Annotated in this window: 16 protein-coding genes; 12 read left to right on the plus strand and 4 right to left on the minus strand. The window is 72.3% G+C overall.

The genetic code is table 11. From position 1 onward, the window contains the following. The first annotated feature begins 26 nt into the window (after positions 1-26). The 4 genes from H1226_RS24685 (at position 27) to H1226_RS24700 (ending at position 2,851) form a co-directional block, all read left to right on the plus strand. Positions 27-395, plus strand: coding sequence for a hypothetical protein (locus H1226_RS24685; RefSeq protein WP_308011318.1), 369 nt, complete (start codon positions 27-29; stop codon positions 393-395). Then, positions 392-655 (plus strand): exodeoxyribonuclease VII small subunit, encoded by a 264-nt coding sequence (locus H1226_RS24690; RefSeq protein WP_224960236.1) that lies wholly within the window; start codon positions 392-394, stop codon positions 653-655. Before H1226_RS24685 ends, H1226_RS24690 begins: the two co-directional genes overlap by 4 nt. A 117-nt stretch (positions 656-772) precedes the next feature. Next, complete coding sequence (gene glpX / locus H1226_RS24695) at positions 773-1,816, plus strand: class II fructose-bisphosphatase (RefSeq protein ID WP_258343175.1); 1,044 nt, start codon at positions 773-775, stop codon at positions 1,814-1,816. Positions 1,817-2,107: 291 nt separating this feature from the next. Further along, entirely contained in the window at positions 2,108-2,851 is a 744-nt protein-coding gene (locus H1226_RS24700) for a S1 family peptidase (RefSeq protein WP_224960239.1), read from the plus strand. A 53-nt stretch (positions 2,852-2,904) separates the two neighbouring features. Here H1226_RS24700 and H1226_RS24705 read toward each other — a convergent pair whose 3' ends face one another. After that, positions 2,905-3,876 (minus strand): NAD(P)/FAD-dependent oxidoreductase, encoded by a 972-nt coding sequence (locus tag H1226_RS24705; protein ID WP_258343177.1) that lies wholly within the window; start codon positions 3,874-3,876, stop codon positions 2,905-2,907. A 164-nt stretch (positions 3,877-4,040) separates the two neighbouring features. Between H1226_RS24705 and H1226_RS24710 the strand changes: the two genes are divergently transcribed. The 5 genes from H1226_RS24710 to H1226_RS24730 all read left to right on the plus strand — a co-directional run bounded on the left by H1226_RS24710 (position 4,041) and on the right by H1226_RS24730 (position 9,911). Beyond that, positions 4,041-5,435: a class II fumarate hydratase gene (locus H1226_RS24710; RefSeq protein WP_258343179.1), complete on the plus strand. Its 1,395-nt coding sequence runs from the start codon at positions 4,041-4,043 to the stop codon at positions 5,433-5,435. Positions 5,436-5,588: 153 nt separating this feature from the next. Further along, on the plus strand, positions 5,589-7,130 hold the full coding sequence (locus H1226_RS24715) for an ATP-dependent DNA ligase (protein WP_258343181.1): 1,542 nt from the start codon (positions 5,589-5,591) through the stop codon (positions 7,128-7,130). Beyond that, positions 7,127-7,552 carry a DUF4288 domain-containing protein gene (locus H1226_RS24720; RefSeq protein WP_258343183.1) on the plus strand — a complete coding sequence of 142 codons (426 nt, stop codon included), beginning with the start codon at positions 7,127-7,129 and terminating at the stop codon, positions 7,550-7,552. The genes H1226_RS24715 and H1226_RS24720 overlap by 4 nt, the downstream gene beginning before the upstream one ends. A gap of 200 nt (positions 7,553-7,752) precedes the next feature. Further along, a complete protein-coding gene (locus tag H1226_RS24725; RefSeq protein WP_258343184.1) occupies positions 7,753-8,262 on the plus strand; it encodes a hypothetical protein in 510 nt (169 codons plus the stop codon). Positions 8,263-8,471: 209 nt separating this feature from the next. After that, positions 8,472-9,911 (plus strand): GuaB1 family IMP dehydrogenase-related protein, encoded by a 1,440-nt coding sequence (locus H1226_RS24730; RefSeq protein ID WP_258343187.1) that lies wholly within the window; start codon positions 8,472-8,474, stop codon positions 9,909-9,911. 49 nt (positions 9,912-9,960) lie between these two features. Here H1226_RS24730 and H1226_RS24735 read toward each other — a convergent pair whose 3' ends face one another. Together H1226_RS24735 and H1226_RS24740 are read right to left on the minus strand one after the other, a co-directional pair. Continuing rightward, complete coding sequence (locus H1226_RS24735; protein WP_258349496.1) at positions 9,961-11,238, minus strand: PhoH family protein; 1,278 nt, start codon at positions 11,236-11,238, stop codon at positions 9,961-9,963. Between the two features lie 656 nt (positions 11,239-11,894). Beyond that, the gene (locus H1226_RS24740; protein ID WP_258343189.1) at positions 11,895-13,058 is read right to left on the minus strand and encodes a DUF885 domain-containing protein; all 1,164 of its coding nucleotides are present in this window, start codon (positions 13,056-13,058) and stop codon (positions 11,895-11,897) included. 307 nt (positions 13,059-13,365) lie between these two features. Between H1226_RS24740 and H1226_RS24745 the strand changes: the two genes are divergently transcribed. Both H1226_RS24745 and H1226_RS24750 read left to right on the plus strand, forming a co-directional pair. Beyond that, a complete protein-coding gene (locus H1226_RS24745; RefSeq protein WP_258343190.1) occupies positions 13,366-13,614 on the plus strand; it encodes a hypothetical protein in 249 nt (82 codons plus the stop codon). Positions 13,615-13,881: 267 nt separating this feature from the next. Continuing rightward, positions 13,882-14,130, plus strand: a complete 249-nt coding sequence (locus H1226_RS24750; RefSeq protein WP_258343191.1) for a hypothetical protein — start codon at positions 13,882-13,884, stop codon at positions 14,128-14,130. A gap of 108 nt (positions 14,131-14,238) precedes the next feature. On the opposite strand, the gene H1226_RS24755 is transcribed toward H1226_RS24750, so the two are convergent. Then, entirely contained in the window at positions 14,239-15,015 is a 777-nt protein-coding gene (locus H1226_RS24755; RefSeq protein WP_224960253.1) for an isoprenyl transferase, read from the minus strand. A gap of 201 nt (positions 15,016-15,216) precedes the next feature. Between H1226_RS24755 and trhA the strand changes: the two genes are divergently transcribed. Then, positions 15,217-15,843 (plus strand): PAQR family membrane homeostasis protein TrhA, encoded by a 627-nt coding sequence (gene trhA, locus H1226_RS24760; RefSeq protein ID WP_224960263.1) that lies wholly within the window; start codon positions 15,217-15,219, stop codon positions 15,841-15,843. Positions 15,844-15,855: the final 12 nt, after the last annotated feature.

Genomic DNA, 15,855 nt, shown 5'->3' on the forward strand with positions numbered 1-15,855 from the left:
AGGAGCCCACATTCCTCCCCTTGACGGTGGCCGTCACGCGCTCGCCGAAGTTGCACGACGCCGAGCAGGTCCGGCGGTGCGCGCGGGAGGCCGACCTGGCCGCCGCGCGTTGCTGGAACGCGCTGCTCGGCGGTTGCGACTCCACCGAGCGCCGGACGCTGCCGCTGAAGCTGCGGGCGCTGGCCGACGCCACGTCCGAGTACGCGGGCGGCCGGTGGTGGGTGGGCCGCGGATCCGCCCACCGACGTAGGGTCGTCGAAGCGCAGTTGCGCATCAACGACGCGGTCCGGGAAGGCGACGGCGCCGAGTTCGCCGAGGCGTTCATCGGCTACGACCAGGCCATCGCGACCGCCGTGGTGTCCGTACCCAGCAAGCTGGAGAGCCCCACCCCGTGACGAAGAACGAGCAGGACGAGCACTTCGACCCGGTCGCCGACCACCCGGACGTCGCCGAGCTGGGCTACGAGCCGGCGCGGGACGAACTGGCCGACGTGGTCAAGCGGCTCGAAGCCGGTGGCCTGTCCCTGGAGGAGTCGCTGTCGCTGTGGGAACGCGGCGAAGCCCTCGCCGCCGTGTGCGAGCGGCACCTCGCGGGCGCGCGCGAACGCGTCGACCGCGCCCTCGCCTCCGTGGAGGAGCCCGGCGAAGACCGGTAGTGGGCTCGCCCACGTGCCCCGGCTCCGAGCTGCGCGATCTGCGAAGATCCGACGAGCAGGGCGCGCGGAGCCGGCGCGTGCTGCCGATGGAGTCAGCTCGCCATACCGGGAGGCGCGATGAGCACGTCCACCACGCAGGGCCGCCACGAGGCGCCCGACCGCAACCTGGCCATGGAACTGGTCCGGGTCACCGAGGCCGCGGCGATGGCCGCGGGACGCTGGGTCGGTCGCGGCGACAAGAACTCCGGTGACGGCGCCGCGGTGGATGCCATGCGCAAGCTGATCGGCACCGTCTCGATGCAGGGCGTCGTCGTCATCGGCGAGGGCGAGAAGGACGAAGCGCCGATGCTGTTCAACGGCGAGGAGGTCGGCAACGGCGCAGGCCCCGAGGTGGACGTCGCCGTCGACCCGATCGACGGCACGACGTTGCTGAGCAAGGGCATGCCGAACGCGCTGGCCGTGCTCGCCGTCGCCGAGCGCGGCGCCATGTTCGACCCGTCCGCGGTGTTCTACATGGAGAAGCTCGCCGTCGGGCCGGAGGCCGCCGGGGTGGTGGACCTGAACGCGCCGACCGCGGAGAACATCCGCCGCGTCGCGAAGGCCAAGCACATCGACGTCTCCGACGTCACGGTGTGCATCCTGGACCGGCCGCGGCACGAGGACCTGGTCCGCGAGGTCCGCGAGGCGGGCGCGCGCATCCAGTTCATCTCCGACGGCGACGTGGCCGGGGCGATCGCCGCGGCCCGCCCGGACAGCGGCGTCGACATGCTCATCGGCATCGGCGGCACGCCGGAGGGCATCATCACCGCGGCCGCGCTCAAGTGCATGGACGGGGAGATCCAGACCCGGCTGTGGCCGAAGGACGACGCGGAGCGGCAGCAGGCGCTCGACGCCGGGCACGACGTGGAGCAGGTGCTGACCACCTCGGACCTGGTGCGCGGGGACAACGTGTTCTTCTGCGCCACCGGCATCACCGACGGCGCGCTGCTCAAGGGCGTGCACTACCGGGCGAACCGGTGCAGCACCCAGTCGATCGTGATGCGGTCGAAGTCGGGCACGGTGCGGGTGATCGAGGGCCTGCACAAGCTGACGAAGCTGCGCGAGTACTCGGACGTGGAGCTGGGCGGCGACGAGGGCGGCAGGCACGGCCTGCTCCCCTGATCGCCGCGACCGGACCGCCCGTCCCGCACGCCGGGGCGGGCGGTCCGTCGTGTCGCGGGGAGCTGTTTTTCCCGGTATTTCCCCGAATCGGCCATCAGGCCGGTGTTGACCTGCACCGGAGCCGCGTTCGGCCGGGTGGGTACCGTCGTTGGAGCGACGTGAAGACCCACCTAAGTGGGTGCCTCGGATGAGTGAAGATCCTTACCGTCAGTGGTCACTCGGCCCGCCGCACCGGACCGAGCACCACCCCGGACCGTCCCAGGACCGGGCACACGGAAGGACTCGTCCCCCATGCGCACACGCTCCCTGCTCACCGGAGTGCTCGCCGCCGGCGCCGCGCTCGCGCTGGCCACGCCCGCTTCCGCGGCCCAGGACCCCACGCCCATGGTCGTGGGCGGCCACGACGCCACCGAGACCTACTCGTTCATGGTGTCGCTGCAGTCCGGCGGCGGGCACATCTGCGGCGCTTCGCTGATCAAGGCCGACTGGGCGGTCACCGCCGCGCACTGCGTCCAGGGCAGCCAGCCCGGCGACCTGTCCGTCCGCGTCGGCAGCCTGGAGCACGCCTCCGGCGGCGAAGAGGCCGGGGTCAGCGACATCAAGGTGCACGACTCGGCGGACATCGCCGTGATCAAGCTGGACACGCAGGTCTCCGCGCAGCCGATCTCCATCGCCCCCGAGTCGGGCGCCACCGGCACCGAGACCCGCATCATCGGCTGGGGCCAGACCAGCCCGGCGCCGGGCGGCGAAGCCCCCGCCACGCTGCAGGAGCTGGACACCGCGATCGTCGACGACGCCGACTGCTCGGGCATCGAGGGCGAGACCGAGATCTGCACCTCGAACCCCGGTGGCGACTCCGGCGCCTGCTACGGCGACTCGGGCGGCCCGCAGATCAAGGGCACCGAGGGCTCCTGGGAGCTGATCGGCGCCACCAGCCGCGCCGGGAACAACGACTCGAACTGCGCGACCGGCCCGTCGATCTACACCGACGTGTCGGCGCTGTCCGACTGGGTCGAGGAGAACACCGCCGCCTGATCGGCACCCGCAGACCGGCCGCCCTCCTCCTGGGGAGGGCGGCCGTTCCACGTTCAGCTCCGGTCGGAGGAGTGGCCCGGGAAAAGGTGGGCCGCCGGGTCCAGGGCGACCGCGATGTTGTTGACCGCGGTGGCGGCCTCGCCGAAGCCGGTGGCGATCAGCTTCACCTTCCCCGGGTAGGTGGCCACGTCGCCCGCCGCGTACACCCGGTCCCGGCTGGTGCGCATCGTGCTGTCCACCCGGATCGAGCGCCCGGCCAGCCCGAGCCCCCAGGACTCGATCGGCCCCAGCGAGGCGGTGAAGCCGAGCGCGGCGACCACGGTCCGCGCGGGCAGCACCCGCCGCTGCTCGCCGACGGCCAGCTCCACCTCGTGCACGCCCGCGGAGTCCCCGCGCACCGCCACCACCTGCGCCTCGGTGATGATCTCGACGCCGAGCTCGGCGACCTCCCGCACCAGGCCCGGGTGCGCGCGGAACCGCGCCCGGCGGTGCACGAGGGTCACGCTGCGCGCGATCGGGTGCAGCGCCAGCGCCCAGTCGAACGCCGAATCGCCGCCGCCGACCACCACCACGTCCTGCCCGCGGTGCACCGCCAGGTCGGGCACGAAGTGCACCACTCCCCTGCCGAGCCAGTCCCCGCCCGCGGGCAGCGGCCGGGGCGTGAACTCGCCGATGCCCGCGGTGATCAGCACGGCTCGCGCGCGCACCGGGTCCGGGCCCGCCAGCACCCGCAGCCGTCCATCCACTTCGGACAGATCGGTGGCGTCCCTGCCCAGCAGGTAGCGCGGTTCGCGCGGCGCGGCCTGCTCCACCAGGGCCGCCACCAGGTCGCGGCCGCGCACCGCGGGGAACCCCGGCACGTCGAAGATCAGCTTCTCCGGGTACATCGCCGCGACCTGCCCGCCCGGTTCCGGCAGCGAATCCACCACCGCCACCGACAGGCCCCGGAACCCCGCGTAGTACGCCGCGAACAGCCCCGCCGGCCCCGCGCCGACGACCAGCAGATCGACCTCGTGCTCGGCCATGCCCCACCCCGCTCGCGCCGGTGCAACGCGGATCACCTCCGAGCCCGGCGCGCCCGGCTCGGCGACGATCTCCGTCACCTTTCTCGGTCCAGCACCCGGAGGACTGCCCGGAAGTGGGCCGCCCCATACTGACCGGCCCCGCTCGGGCGGTGGACACTTCGGTCATGGCTGAACAGGACTACCGGATCGAACACGACACCATGGGCGAGGTCAGGGTTCCCGCCGACGCCCTGTACCGCGCGCAGACGCAGCGCGCCGTGGAGAACTTCCCGATCTCCGGCCGCGGGCTGGAGCGCGCGCAGATCCGCGCCCTCGGACTGCTCAAGGCCGCCACCGCGCGGGTCAACGGCGAACTCGGCATCCTCGACGCCGACATGGCCGAGGCCATCGCCGCCGCCGCCGACGAGGTCGCCGAGGGCCACCACGACGCGCACTTCCCGATCGACGTGTTCCAGACCGGCTCCGGCACGTCGTCGAACATGAACGCCAACGAGGTCATCGCGACCCTCGCGACCCGCGGACTCGGCCGCGACGTGCACCCGAACGACCACGTCAACGCCTCGCAGTCCTCGAACGACACGTTCCCCACCACCATCCACGTGGCCGCCACCGAGGCCGTGCTCACCGACGTCATCCCCGCCCTGGAGCACCTGGCGGGCGTCGTCGAGGTCCGCGCCGCCGAGTGGGCCGAGGTCGTCAAGTCCGGCCGCACCCACCTGATGGACGCGGTGCCGATCACCCTCGCCCAGGAAGCGGGCGCGTGGGCCTCGCAGGTGCGCTTCGGCGTGGAGCGGCTGCGTTCCGGGCTGGACCGGCTCGGTGAGCTGCCCATCGGCGGCACCGCCGTCGGGTCCGGCCTGAACGCGCCGGACGGCTTCGGCGCGGCCGTCGCCGCCGAGCTCGCCCGCGTCACCGGACTGCCGCTGACCGAGGCCCGCGACCACTTCGAGGCGCAGGCCACCCAGGACGGCGTCGTCGAGACCTCCGGGCACCTGCGCACCGTCGCGGTGAGCCTGAACAAGATCGCCAACGACGTGCGCTGGCTCGGGTCCGGCCCGCGCACCGGCCTCGCCGAGCTGGCGCTGCCCGACCTGCAGCCCGGTTCCTCGATCATGCCGGGCAAGGTGAACCCGGTGATCCCGGAGGCCACCCTCCAGGTCGTCGCGCAGGTCATCGGCAACGACGCGGCCGTCGCGTTCGCCGGCGCGCAGGGCAACTTCCAGCTCAACGTGAACCTGCCGGTGATCGCCCGCAACGTGCTGGAATCCGCGCGACTGCTCGCCGCCGTGTCCCGGCTGCTCGCCGACAAGGTGTTCGCCGGGGTCGAGGCCAACGTCGAGCGCGCCCGCGAGTACGCCGAGGGTTCGCCGTCGATCGTCACGCCGCTGAACCGCTTCATCGGCTACGAGGAGGCCGCCTCGATCGCGAAGCAGGCCCTCAAGGAGCGCCGCACCATCCGCGAGGTCGTCCTCGAACGCGGCCACGTCGACTCCGGCAAGCTCACCCTGGAGCAGCTGGACACCGCGCTGGACGTGCTGGGCATGGCCAAGGCCAAGTGAGCCGGTGGGCCGTGCGCACCGCCACCCGGCGAGCGCACGGCCCGATCCGGAGCACCCCCAGCGGTTCCGGATCACGACTACGACGCCGCGCACCGCCCCACCGGTTCCCCGTTCCTCCGGCGAGTTGCGGGGCAGCGCGCGCACCATGGACGCATGGTGCCGCTGAACGCGGTCGTCTCCGCGTCCGCCGAGGTCGCGGGGACCCGCGCCCGCAACGCGAAGATCCGCACCCTCGCCGAACTGCTCACCCGCCTGCGCGGCGCCGAGATCCGGCCTGCCGCCGCGCTGCTCGCCGGCGAGCTGCCCGGGGGCCGCGCCGGGGTCGGCTGGTCCACGCTGAACGCGCTGCGCGCCGAACCCGCCGCGACCCCCGGACTGACCGTGCTCGACGTGGCCGCGACCGTCGACGAGCTGCGCGCCACCACCGGCACCGGATCCGGGCAGCGCCGCCTCGACCTGCTGCACGCGTTGCTCGGCCGCGCCACCACCGACGAGCAGCTATTCCTGGTCCGGCTGCTCGGCGGCGAACTCCGGCAAGGCGCGCTCGAAGGCGTGCTGCTGGCGGCCGTCGCCCGCGCCGCCGACGTGCCCGCCGAAGCGGTGCGCCGGGCGTTCATGCTCTCCGGGCGGCTGCCCGCCACCGCCGAGGCCGCGCTGACCGGCGGTTCCGCCGCGCTCGCCGAGTTCCGGCTCGAAGTGGGCAGGCCGCTGCGACCGATGCTCGCCTCGCCCGCCGACACCCTCGCGGCGGCGCTGGACGAACTCGGCGACTGCGTGGTCGAGCACAAGCTGGACGGGGCGCGGATCCAGCTGCACCGGGACCGCGAGCAGGTCCGGGTGTTCACCCGCACGCTCCGCGAGATCACCGGGCAGGTCCCGGAACTCGTCGAACTGGGCCTGGCGCTGCCCTGCACGTCGGTGGTGCTGGACGGGGAGGCGCTCGCCCTCACCGACTCCGGCAGGCCCCGCCCGTTCCAGGAGACGATGTCCCGCTTCGGCGCCCGCGGTCCGCGCGACGAGGTGCTGCGGCCGCACTTCTTCGACTGCCTGCACCTGGACGGCGCGGACCTGGTGGACGAGCCGCTGCACCGGCGGCTGGCGGCGCTGGCCCGCGTCGCACCCGAGCACCGCATCCCCGGGGTGTGCCCCGGGAACGCCGAGGACGCGGACGCGCTGCTGGACGACGCCCTCGACGCCGGGCACGAAGGGGTCGTGGTGAAGGACCTCGACTCGATCTACGCGGCGGGGCGCCGCGGCCGGGCCTGGCGCAAGGTCAAACCGTCGCACACGCTGGACCTGGTGGTGCTCGCCGCGGAATGGGGCCACGGGCGGCGCAGCGGGACGCTGTCCAACCTGCACCTCGGCGCTCGCGACCCGGCGGGCGGACCGCCGATCATGGTGGGCAAGACGTTCAAGGGCCTCACCGACGAACTCCTCGCCTGGCAGACCGCCGAATTCCCCCGCCACGAGACGCACCGCGACCGGAGCACCGTGCACCTCGCCCCGGACCTGGTCGTGGAGGTCGAACTGGACGGGGTGCAGGTCAGCACCCGCTACCCCGGCGAGGTCGCGCTGCGCTTCGCCCGCGTGCTGCGCTACCGCCCCGACAAGGACGCCGCCACCGCCGACACGATCGACGCGGTGCGGGCCATGCTGCCGGGGGCCTCCTCGGCGGATGAGAAGGTGGAGCCATGACCACCCCCAGCGACGACGAGCAGGTCGGCTCGATCGACATCGGTTCGGGCAGCATCGACCCCCGCGACTTCCAGGCGAGCACCTCCTCCGCCGAGGCCGAGTTCTACGTCGCGGTGCTGCTCATCGAGATCTCCTCCGCGTCGGCCACCGAACCGGAGCTCTACGAGGAATCGTTCGTGCTGGTCAAGGCCGAATCCGACGAGGAGGCGCGGGAGAAGGCCGTCGACTGCGGCAAGCAGCAGGCCGCCAGCTACCCGAACGAGGACGGCGAGATCGTCACCTGGAAGTTCAAGGAGCTCGTCGAGGTGAAGAAGGTCGAGGACGCCACCTTCGACGACGGCTCCGAGCTGTACAGCCGCTTCTTCCGCAACTACACCGCCTACCGCTCCTTCGAACCCCTGCTCAGCGGCGAGGACATCTGACCGCTCGTCCCTCGACTCGTGGCGCGTAGCACTCGGTAGCGGAACCTCGTTCCGGCGGGCCGGGCGCGCGCGTCCACCCCGCCGGTGATCTTCCGACCCGTTCGGGTGCCGTGGCTTGCCTTCGAACGCGCGTTCCCGGTGCAGTACGACGCGTGTGCTTAGCCGCCTTCGCCGACGAGTCCTACGACCTGGACCTCGGGGTGTACGTCCTCACCGCCAGCCTGATCGACCAGGCCGAGGCCGAGCCGATCCGCGCCGCGCTCACCCGACTGCGCAAGGGCGGGCGGAAGCTGCACTGGAGCAAGGAACCCGACCGTCGTCGCGACGAGATCGCGAAGGTCACCAGCACCTTCGCCTCGACCAACTTGGTGGTCGTCGGCTCGGCATCGCCGATGAACGCTGAGCGCGCCCGCCGCAAGTGCCTCGAAGCACTCCTACCGGAAGTCGAGGCGGCGGGTGCATCCGTGCTGACGCTGGAATCCCGTCGGCCGCGCAACGACAAGCTCGACCAGCAGACCGTCGCGGTCTGCAAGCGCAAGCGCGCGATCTCGATGAAGGTCCACGTCGAGTTCACGGCCGGCGACGCCGAGCCGATGCTCTGGTTGCCGGACATCGTGTGCGGGTCGGCATTGGCCGCCGCACGCGGGAACCGGCGGTACTTGGAGCAGCTGGCCGATGCCGCGCGCCTGCTCGAAGTGGATGCATCGTGAGCGGAAAAGGCCCCAGAAAACGCAGAGGCCGGGGTCCCGCCTCCGGCGGGTAGTCCCGGCTTACTTCCACGCACCTCGGTGCGCAGCTGTCCCCAATCTAGCCCGGTGGCGAAAACCCCCGCAACCACACTTCCGGATGATCCGCGCCCGGGCCGGCGGCTCGCTCGATCCGACCGGCGGGGGCCGTCCGGCACGTAGGGTGGAACCTCGTGCGGTTCTTGAACGGGCAGCAGCCCTCCACAGACCTGACCTACGACGACGTCTTCCTGGCCCCGCGCCGCTCCGGCGTCGAGTCCCGGTTCGACGTCGACCTCGCGACCTCCGACGGCTCGGGCACCACGCTCCCGGTCGTGGTCGCCAACATGACCGCCGTCGCGGGCCGCCGCATGGCGGAGACGGTGGCGCGGCGCGGTGGGATCACCGTCCTGCCGCAGGACGTCGCCCCCGAAGCCGTCGCGGAGATCGTGTCCTGGGTGAAGGACCGGCACCCGGTCTGGGACACGCCGCTGGTGCTGCGCCCGGACGACGCGGTCGCGGACGTGCTGAACCTGCTGCCGAAGCGCTCGCACGGCGCGGTCGTGGTCGTCGACGAGGACCGCAGGCCGGTCGGCGTCGTGGACGAGGCCGCCTGCTCCGGCGTGGACCGGTTCGCCCGGGTCGGTGAGGTCGCCGACCGCACCCCGCTGGTGCTGCCGCTGGGCACCGAACCCCGCGAGGTCTTCGAGCAGCTGCACGGCCAGGGCAAGCAGGTGGCGCTCGCGGTCGACGGAGACGGCAGGCTCGCCGGGATCCTCACCGGGCGCGGCTCGCTGCGCGCCGAGATCTACGCGCCCGCGCTGGACGGGGCGGGCCGGCTCCGGGTCGCCGCCGCGGTCGGCGTCAACGGCGACGTGGCGGGCAAGGCGGCCGCGCTGCTCGCGGCGGGGGTGGACGCGCTGGTCGTGGACACCGCGCACGGCCACCAGGAGAAGATGATCAGCGCGTTGCGCGCGGTGCGGGCGCTCGACCCGTCGGTGCCGGTCGTCGCGGGCAACGTGGTCACCGCCGACGGCGTGCGGGACCTCGTCGAGGCGGGCGCGGACGTGATCAAGGTCGGCGTCGGCCCGGGCGCCATGTGCACCACCCGGATGATGACCGGCGTCGGCCGTCCCCAGTTCTCCGCCGTCGCCGAGTGCGCCGCGGCCGCGCGGGAGCTCGGCAAGCACGTGTGGGCCGACGGCGGCGTGCGGCACCCGCGGGACGTGGCGCTGGCGCTGGCCGCCGGGGCGGCCTCGGTGATGGTGGGCTCCTGGTTCGCCGGCACCCACGAATCGCCCGGCGACCTGCTGCGCGACGAGCACGGCCGCGCCTACAAGGAGTCCTTCGGCATGGCCTCCAAGCGCGCCGTCGGCGCCCGGACGCGCACCGACAGCGCCTTCGACCAGGCGCGCAAGGCGCTCTACGAGGAGGGCATCTCCAGCTCCCGGATGAAGATCGACCCGAAGCGCCCCGGTGTGGAGGACCTGCTGGACGAGATCAGCTCCGGACTGCGCTCCTCCTGCACCTACGCGGGCGCGCGGAACCTCGCCGAGTTCCACGAGCGCGCGCTGGTGGGCATCCAGTCCGCCGCCGGGTTCGCCGAGGGACGCCCGCTGCCCAGCGGCTGGTGATCCCGGAGGCCGGTGGCGCCCGCGCGGACGCCACCGGCCGGTTCGGGCATCAGGGGGTGAACTCCCCCTCCAGCATCTCCGTCACCAGCGCCGCCACCGGCGAGCGCTCGGACCGGGTCAGCGTGATGTGCGCGAACAGCGGGTGGCCCTTCAACTTCTCGATCACCGCGGCCACGCCGTCGTGCCGGCCGACGCGCAGGTTGTCCCGCTGCGCCACGTCGTGGGTCAGCACCACCCTGGAGTTCGCCCCGAGCCGGGACAGCACCGTGAGCAGCACGTTGCGCTCCAACGACTGGGCCTCGTCCACGATCACGAACGAGTCGTGCAGCGACCGGCCTCGGATGTGGGTCAGCGGCAGCACTTCCAGCATGCCCCGGTCGGTGACCTCGTCGAGGACGTTCTCGCTGGCCAACGCACCGAGGGTGTCGAACACCGCCTGCGCCCAGGGCTGCATCTTCTCGTTCTCGCTGCCCGGCAGGTAGCCCAGCTCCTGGCCGCCGACCGCGTAGACCGGCCGGAAGACCACGACCTTGCGGTGCTGCTGGCGTTCCAGCACGGCTTCCAGACCGGCGCACAGCGCCAGCGCCGACTTGCCGGTGCCCGCGCGTCCGCCGAGGGAGACGATGCCGACGTCCGGGTCCAGCAGCAGGTCCAGCGCGATGCGCTGCTCGGCGGAGCGGCCGTGCAGCCCGAAGGCCTCCCGGTCGCCGCGCACCAGCTTCACCTGCTTGTCCGCGGTGACCCGGCCGAGCGCGCTCTGGGTGCCCGCGAGCAGCCGCAGCCCGGTGTTCGCGGGCAGGTCCTTGGCCTCGTCGAGGTCGGCCTCGCCGTCCTTGAACAGCGCGTCCACCTGCTCCGGCGGCAGGTCGAGGTCCGCCATGCCCGACCAGCCGCTGGACACCACGTCCTGCGCCCGGTACTCGTCGGCTTCCAGCGCCACCGAAGCAGCCTTGACCCGCAGCGGCATGTCCTTGGTGACCAGCGTGACCCGGTGCCCGTCGGCGGCGAGGTTCAGCGAACACGCCAGGATCCGGGCGTCGTTGGAGTCGGTGCGGAAACCTGGCGGCAGCACCTGCGGATCGGAGTGGTTGAGCTCGACGTGCAGCGTGCCGCCGTCCTCACCGATCTCGACCGGCGCGTCCAGCCGGCCGTGCTCGATGCGCAGTTCGTCGAGGCCCCGCAGGGCCTCGCGGGCGAACCAGCCGAGTTCCGGGTGATGCCGCTTCGCTTCGAGTTCGCTGATCACGACCAGCGGGAGCACCACGCGGTGCTCGGCGAACCGGGTCATCGCCCACGGATCGGACAGCAGCACCGAGGTGTCGAGCACGTACGTGCGGACATCCGTTCGGGCTGCGACGCCTGCGGAGTCCTCGGCCTGGGCCGAGGTTTCCGCTGCGGCTTGGGAACGTCGTGTGGTCACGGCTACTCCCTCGCGGGCGTGGGGCACACGCCCGCTCGTCGGCGGGCCGGGCCGCCCCTGCCCTGGCCTGGCCGGACCGGCAGGCGGTCCGGCGCAGCCACCGAGGCCGCGCACCGGCCCCGAGCGACCACGGAGGACGGTGGTACCGTCCGATCCAGCCAACAGCCACGGTCAGGGCCTCCCCGGACGGGCCATTTACGCGTCGACCCGTCACTTCGGACGCTACCTCCGAGATTCGCTTCTGGGCAGGCGACCAGCCAGGTGATTCGCCAGAACGTCAGCCGGGTGTCACGTGCGCACCGGATTCGGTGCACCCGGACGCCACCCGGCCGTCGCTCGGCGGTTCCCCGGAACCGGCCGACCCGCTGGTCACAGCGCCGCGGACGGGTCGGTTCGACTTTCCCGCGGCGCGTCATCGCGACCACCCGGACGTACGCACGTGCCGTGATCAACGCAGCGTCCACTTTGGTCTGTTCGAGTGAACAACAGGACTTTTCGGGCTTCCGCCGAGATTTCGCCGAGTCCGCCGATCGGCCCAACCCGCGCACCGCCGCCCGAACCGGTCAGCCGCCGGGAGCCCACGGCTCGTCCAGCAGCCGCCCCACCGCTTCTCCCGCGGCGAGCCTGCGGGCGACCACCGGCGGCCCTTCCGCGTAGGTGACGACGTGCAGCCGCCAGCACGGGTCGGCGGCGAACCGGAGGAACGCGCGGACGCCCTCCTCCGGCAGGCACGACCACCGGCGCAGGTGCGCCGCCGCAGCAGCGGGGCCCGGGCCGTCGTGCAGCAGCAGCGCCGCGTCCGACCGCACCCGGCGCAGCCCGTCCAGCGCGTCGAGCACCCGCTCCGCCCGGTCCCCGTCGAAGGCGATGCCCACCTCCGCCAGCACCTCCTGCGCCCAGCGGCCCCAGCCGGGGCCGACCGCGATGCGCAGCCCCGACTCGGCGATCCCCTCCGCGAGCAGCGACTGCGGGCTGTCCCGCACCTCGACGCCGTGCTCGGACCAGCCGCGGGTGCCGACCAGCACCCGCTCCTTGCGGCAGTGCTCCGCGTGGTGGCCCGGGTAGGACTCGTGCGCGACCAGCCCCGGGAGCCGCCCCGCCCACACCTGCCGGTCCGGGTCCACCGCGACCAGCGACCGGAAGTCGCCGAGGTAGCGGTGCAGCGCCGACCACGAGCGGCCCCGGACGTAGCGGTAGTCGACGCCCTCCTGCACCGGCAGCCCCGGCTCGGCCCGCACCCGAGCGCGCAACGCGCGGGAGAGCGCGGCGACCCCGCGCGCCAACCGCGCCGGCGGCACCCGTTCCCGCGCCGCCAGCAGCGCCAGCCGGTCCGCCGCGGGACCCGAGCCGGGCAGCAGCTCCGCCAGCTCCGCGTGCGCGCTGCGGTACCGGTCCGGTTCGCCGAACTCGACGCGGAGCCCGAAGCACGCCGCGGCCTCCGCCCGGAACGACGTCCGCCGCCCGGCGATCCGGTGCGCGCGGCACTCCAGCGCGGCCAGCTGCCCGGCCAGGAACGCGGCCCGCGCGGGGACGAACCCGACATCGGGGACGACCGCGCACAACAACGCGGCTCGTTCTGCAAGTACACCAGGGGCTGATACGGGCTCGCGATCGATGACGCTGCGCGATCGCCGTTCGACGGCGCGGGCACTCGCGGAACCGGGGTCGAGCCGCCCGATCCGCAACCCGAGCCGCACGTACTCGCGAACCAGCTCGGCGGCGTCCACCACCGGACGGTACGACCTCGCTAGCTGCGACGAAAGGCTTCCGAGACCATTCCGCGGCACCCGGATCGCGAATCCCGCCCGACCGATGTTATGGAGCACGATTCCTTACCGGCGAGTAGCCGGGTTCCGCACCGGCGCCCCGACTTGAGGGGCAAAAGATTTGCTTACACGATGGTGTTAACCAGCTGTGCTTACACCTTCAGGAATGGTTAGGTTTTTTTCGCGGTCGCCTCCCTGGGCGAACTTCCGGGGTGCTCGTGAACGAGGGACCGCGACCGCCACACCCGAAACAACAAGGAGCATCCAAGTGCTGAAGAAGGCAGTGGTCGTCGCCGGTGCGGCGGCGGGTCTGATGGCGCTGGCACCGATCGCCAACGCGGACAGCGCGGACAACGACGGCGTCAACCTGCTGAACGACAACAACCTCAGCGTGCTGCCCGTCCAGGCCTGCGGGAACAACGTCGCGGTCCTCGGCGCCGTCGTGCCGATCCTGTCGCCGCAGACCAGCGACTGCGTCAACGCGCCGGTCGTGGACCACCCGTCCGTCAAGGGCTGAAACGGCACCACCCGGTAACCGGCGCATTCCACCGGAGCGGTCCGCGAGAGACGATCTCAATTCGCTCCGAGCGTGTCGAATTCGCCGAACCACCTGTTTTCGAGGTAACGTCGCCGACGGACCCGGAATCCACTTGGACCTTTTCGAGCGGAAGCCATTCTCCGGCGACATCTCGTTCGCCCCGAACCGGTCAACCCACGTGTTCGCACACCGGTAATCGTGCCGCTTCGGGGCATCCCGCGGCAATACACAAGGAGAGTGAACGCAATGCTGAAGAAGGCAGTGGTCGTCGCCGGTGCGGCGGCAGGCCTGATGGCCCTCGCCCCCATCGCCAACGCGGACAGCGCCGACAACGACGGCGTCAACCTGCTCAACGACAACAACATCAGCGCCGTGCCGGTGCAGCTCTGCGGCAACAACGTCGCCGTGCTGGGTGCGGTCGTGCCGGTCCTGTCGCCGCAGACCAGCCAGTGCGTCAACGCCCCGGTCGTCGACCACCCGTCGGTCAAGGGCTGACACACAGGCGCTCGTGTGGATGCATGAAAAGGCCAGGCCCTTCGGGACCTGGCCTTTTCGCTGTCCTGGTGCGGGACCAGCCCGGGCGGTCTTCAACCGCCGTGGTCTTCAGCCGCCGTAGCGGCGGTGCCGCGCCGAATACTCGCGCAACGCGCGCAGGAAGTCGACGCGCCGGAACGCCGGCCAGTACGCCTCGCAGAACCAGAACTCCGAATGCGCGGACTGCCAGAGCATGAACCCGGACAACCGCTGCTCCCCGGAAGTCCGGATCAGCAGGTCCGGGTCGGGCTGGCCCGAGGTGTAGAGGTGCTCGGAGATGTGGTCGACGGTGAGGAACTCCGCGAGCTCCTCGATGGTGGTGCCCGCCTCCGCGTGCTGCTGCAGCAGCTTGCGCACCGCGTCGGCGATCTCCTGCCGCCCGCCGTACCCGGCGGCGACGTTCACCTGCATCCCCGTGCGGCCCTCGGTCCGCAGCGCGGCGGCCGACAACCGGGCCGCCGTCTCGGTGGGGAGCATGTCCAGCGCGCCGACGATCCGCACCCGCCACGGGTTGGCCGCGTCGGTGAGCTCGTCCACCACCCCGGCGATGATCTCCAGCAGCGCGTCCAGCTCGGCGCTGCTGCGGTTCAGGTTGTCGGTGGAGAGCAGCCACAGCGTGACCACCTCGACATCGGCTTCCCGGCACCAGCCGAGCAGCTCGCTGATCTTGCGCGCACCGGCGCGGTGGCCGTGCGCGATGTCGAGCCCGGCCTCCTTGGCCCAGCGGCGGTTCCCGTCGAGGATCACGCCCACGTGCCTGGGTGCTCTGGCACCTCTGAGCTGACGGCGCAGCCGTCGCTCGTACACGTCGTAGATGAGTTCCCGCAGACGAACCTTGAGCGCCACGCTCCCTGAGAGTACGCGGGCCCCTGCGCAGCCCCGACGGTCCCTCCGTCGAATGCGGACCGCGCTGCTCCGAACGCTGCCGCGGGCTGCAACGGACGTCACCGCCATCGGGGGACTGCGCAGAACCTACGGTCCCGTAATCTTGCGGTCGTGACTAGCGCCTTGACCGCTCGACGCAGCACCGCCTCCATCAAGCCGCGGATGCGCGGCTGGATCCACCTCTGGTCACTGGTGGGAGCAGTGGCCTCGGGTGCCACGCTGATCTCCCTGGCCGCCGCCACCGTGGGTGCCTCCGCCGCGCTGGGGACCTCCGTGTACGTGGCCACCGTGCTCGGCCTGTTCGGGGTCAGCGCGCTGTACCACCGCAAGACGTGGAACTCGGTGGGCGCGCGGACCTGGATGCGCCGCCTCGACCACTCGATGATCTTCCTGTTCATCGCGGGGACCTACACGCCGTTCGCGATGCTGGCGATGCAGCCGACCACCGGAGCCGTCGTGCTCGCCGTGGTGTGGGGCGGCGCGCTCGGCGGCGTGGTGCTGAAGCTGGCGTGGCCGAACGGGCCGCGCTGGGTGGGCGTGCCGGTCTACCTCGCGCTCGGCTGGGTCGCCGTGTTCGTGCTGCCGGAGCTGCTGGTCCACGCGGGCGTGGCGGCGTTCGTGCTGCTGGTGGTCGGCGGCGTGCTCTACTCGCTGGGCGCGATCTGCTACGCGAGCCGGTGGCCGGACCCGTGGCCGAAGACCTTCGGCTACCACGAGTTCTTCCACGCGGCGGTGACCGTGGCGGCGATCTGCCACCACGTGTCGATCTGGCTGGCGCTGTACGCCTGAGCCACCACCGCC

The sequence above is a fragment of the Saccharopolyspora gregorii genome, from assembly GCF_024734405.1.
GTDB lineage: Bacteria > Actinomycetota > Actinomycetes > Mycobacteriales > Pseudonocardiaceae > Saccharopolyspora_C > Saccharopolyspora_C gregorii.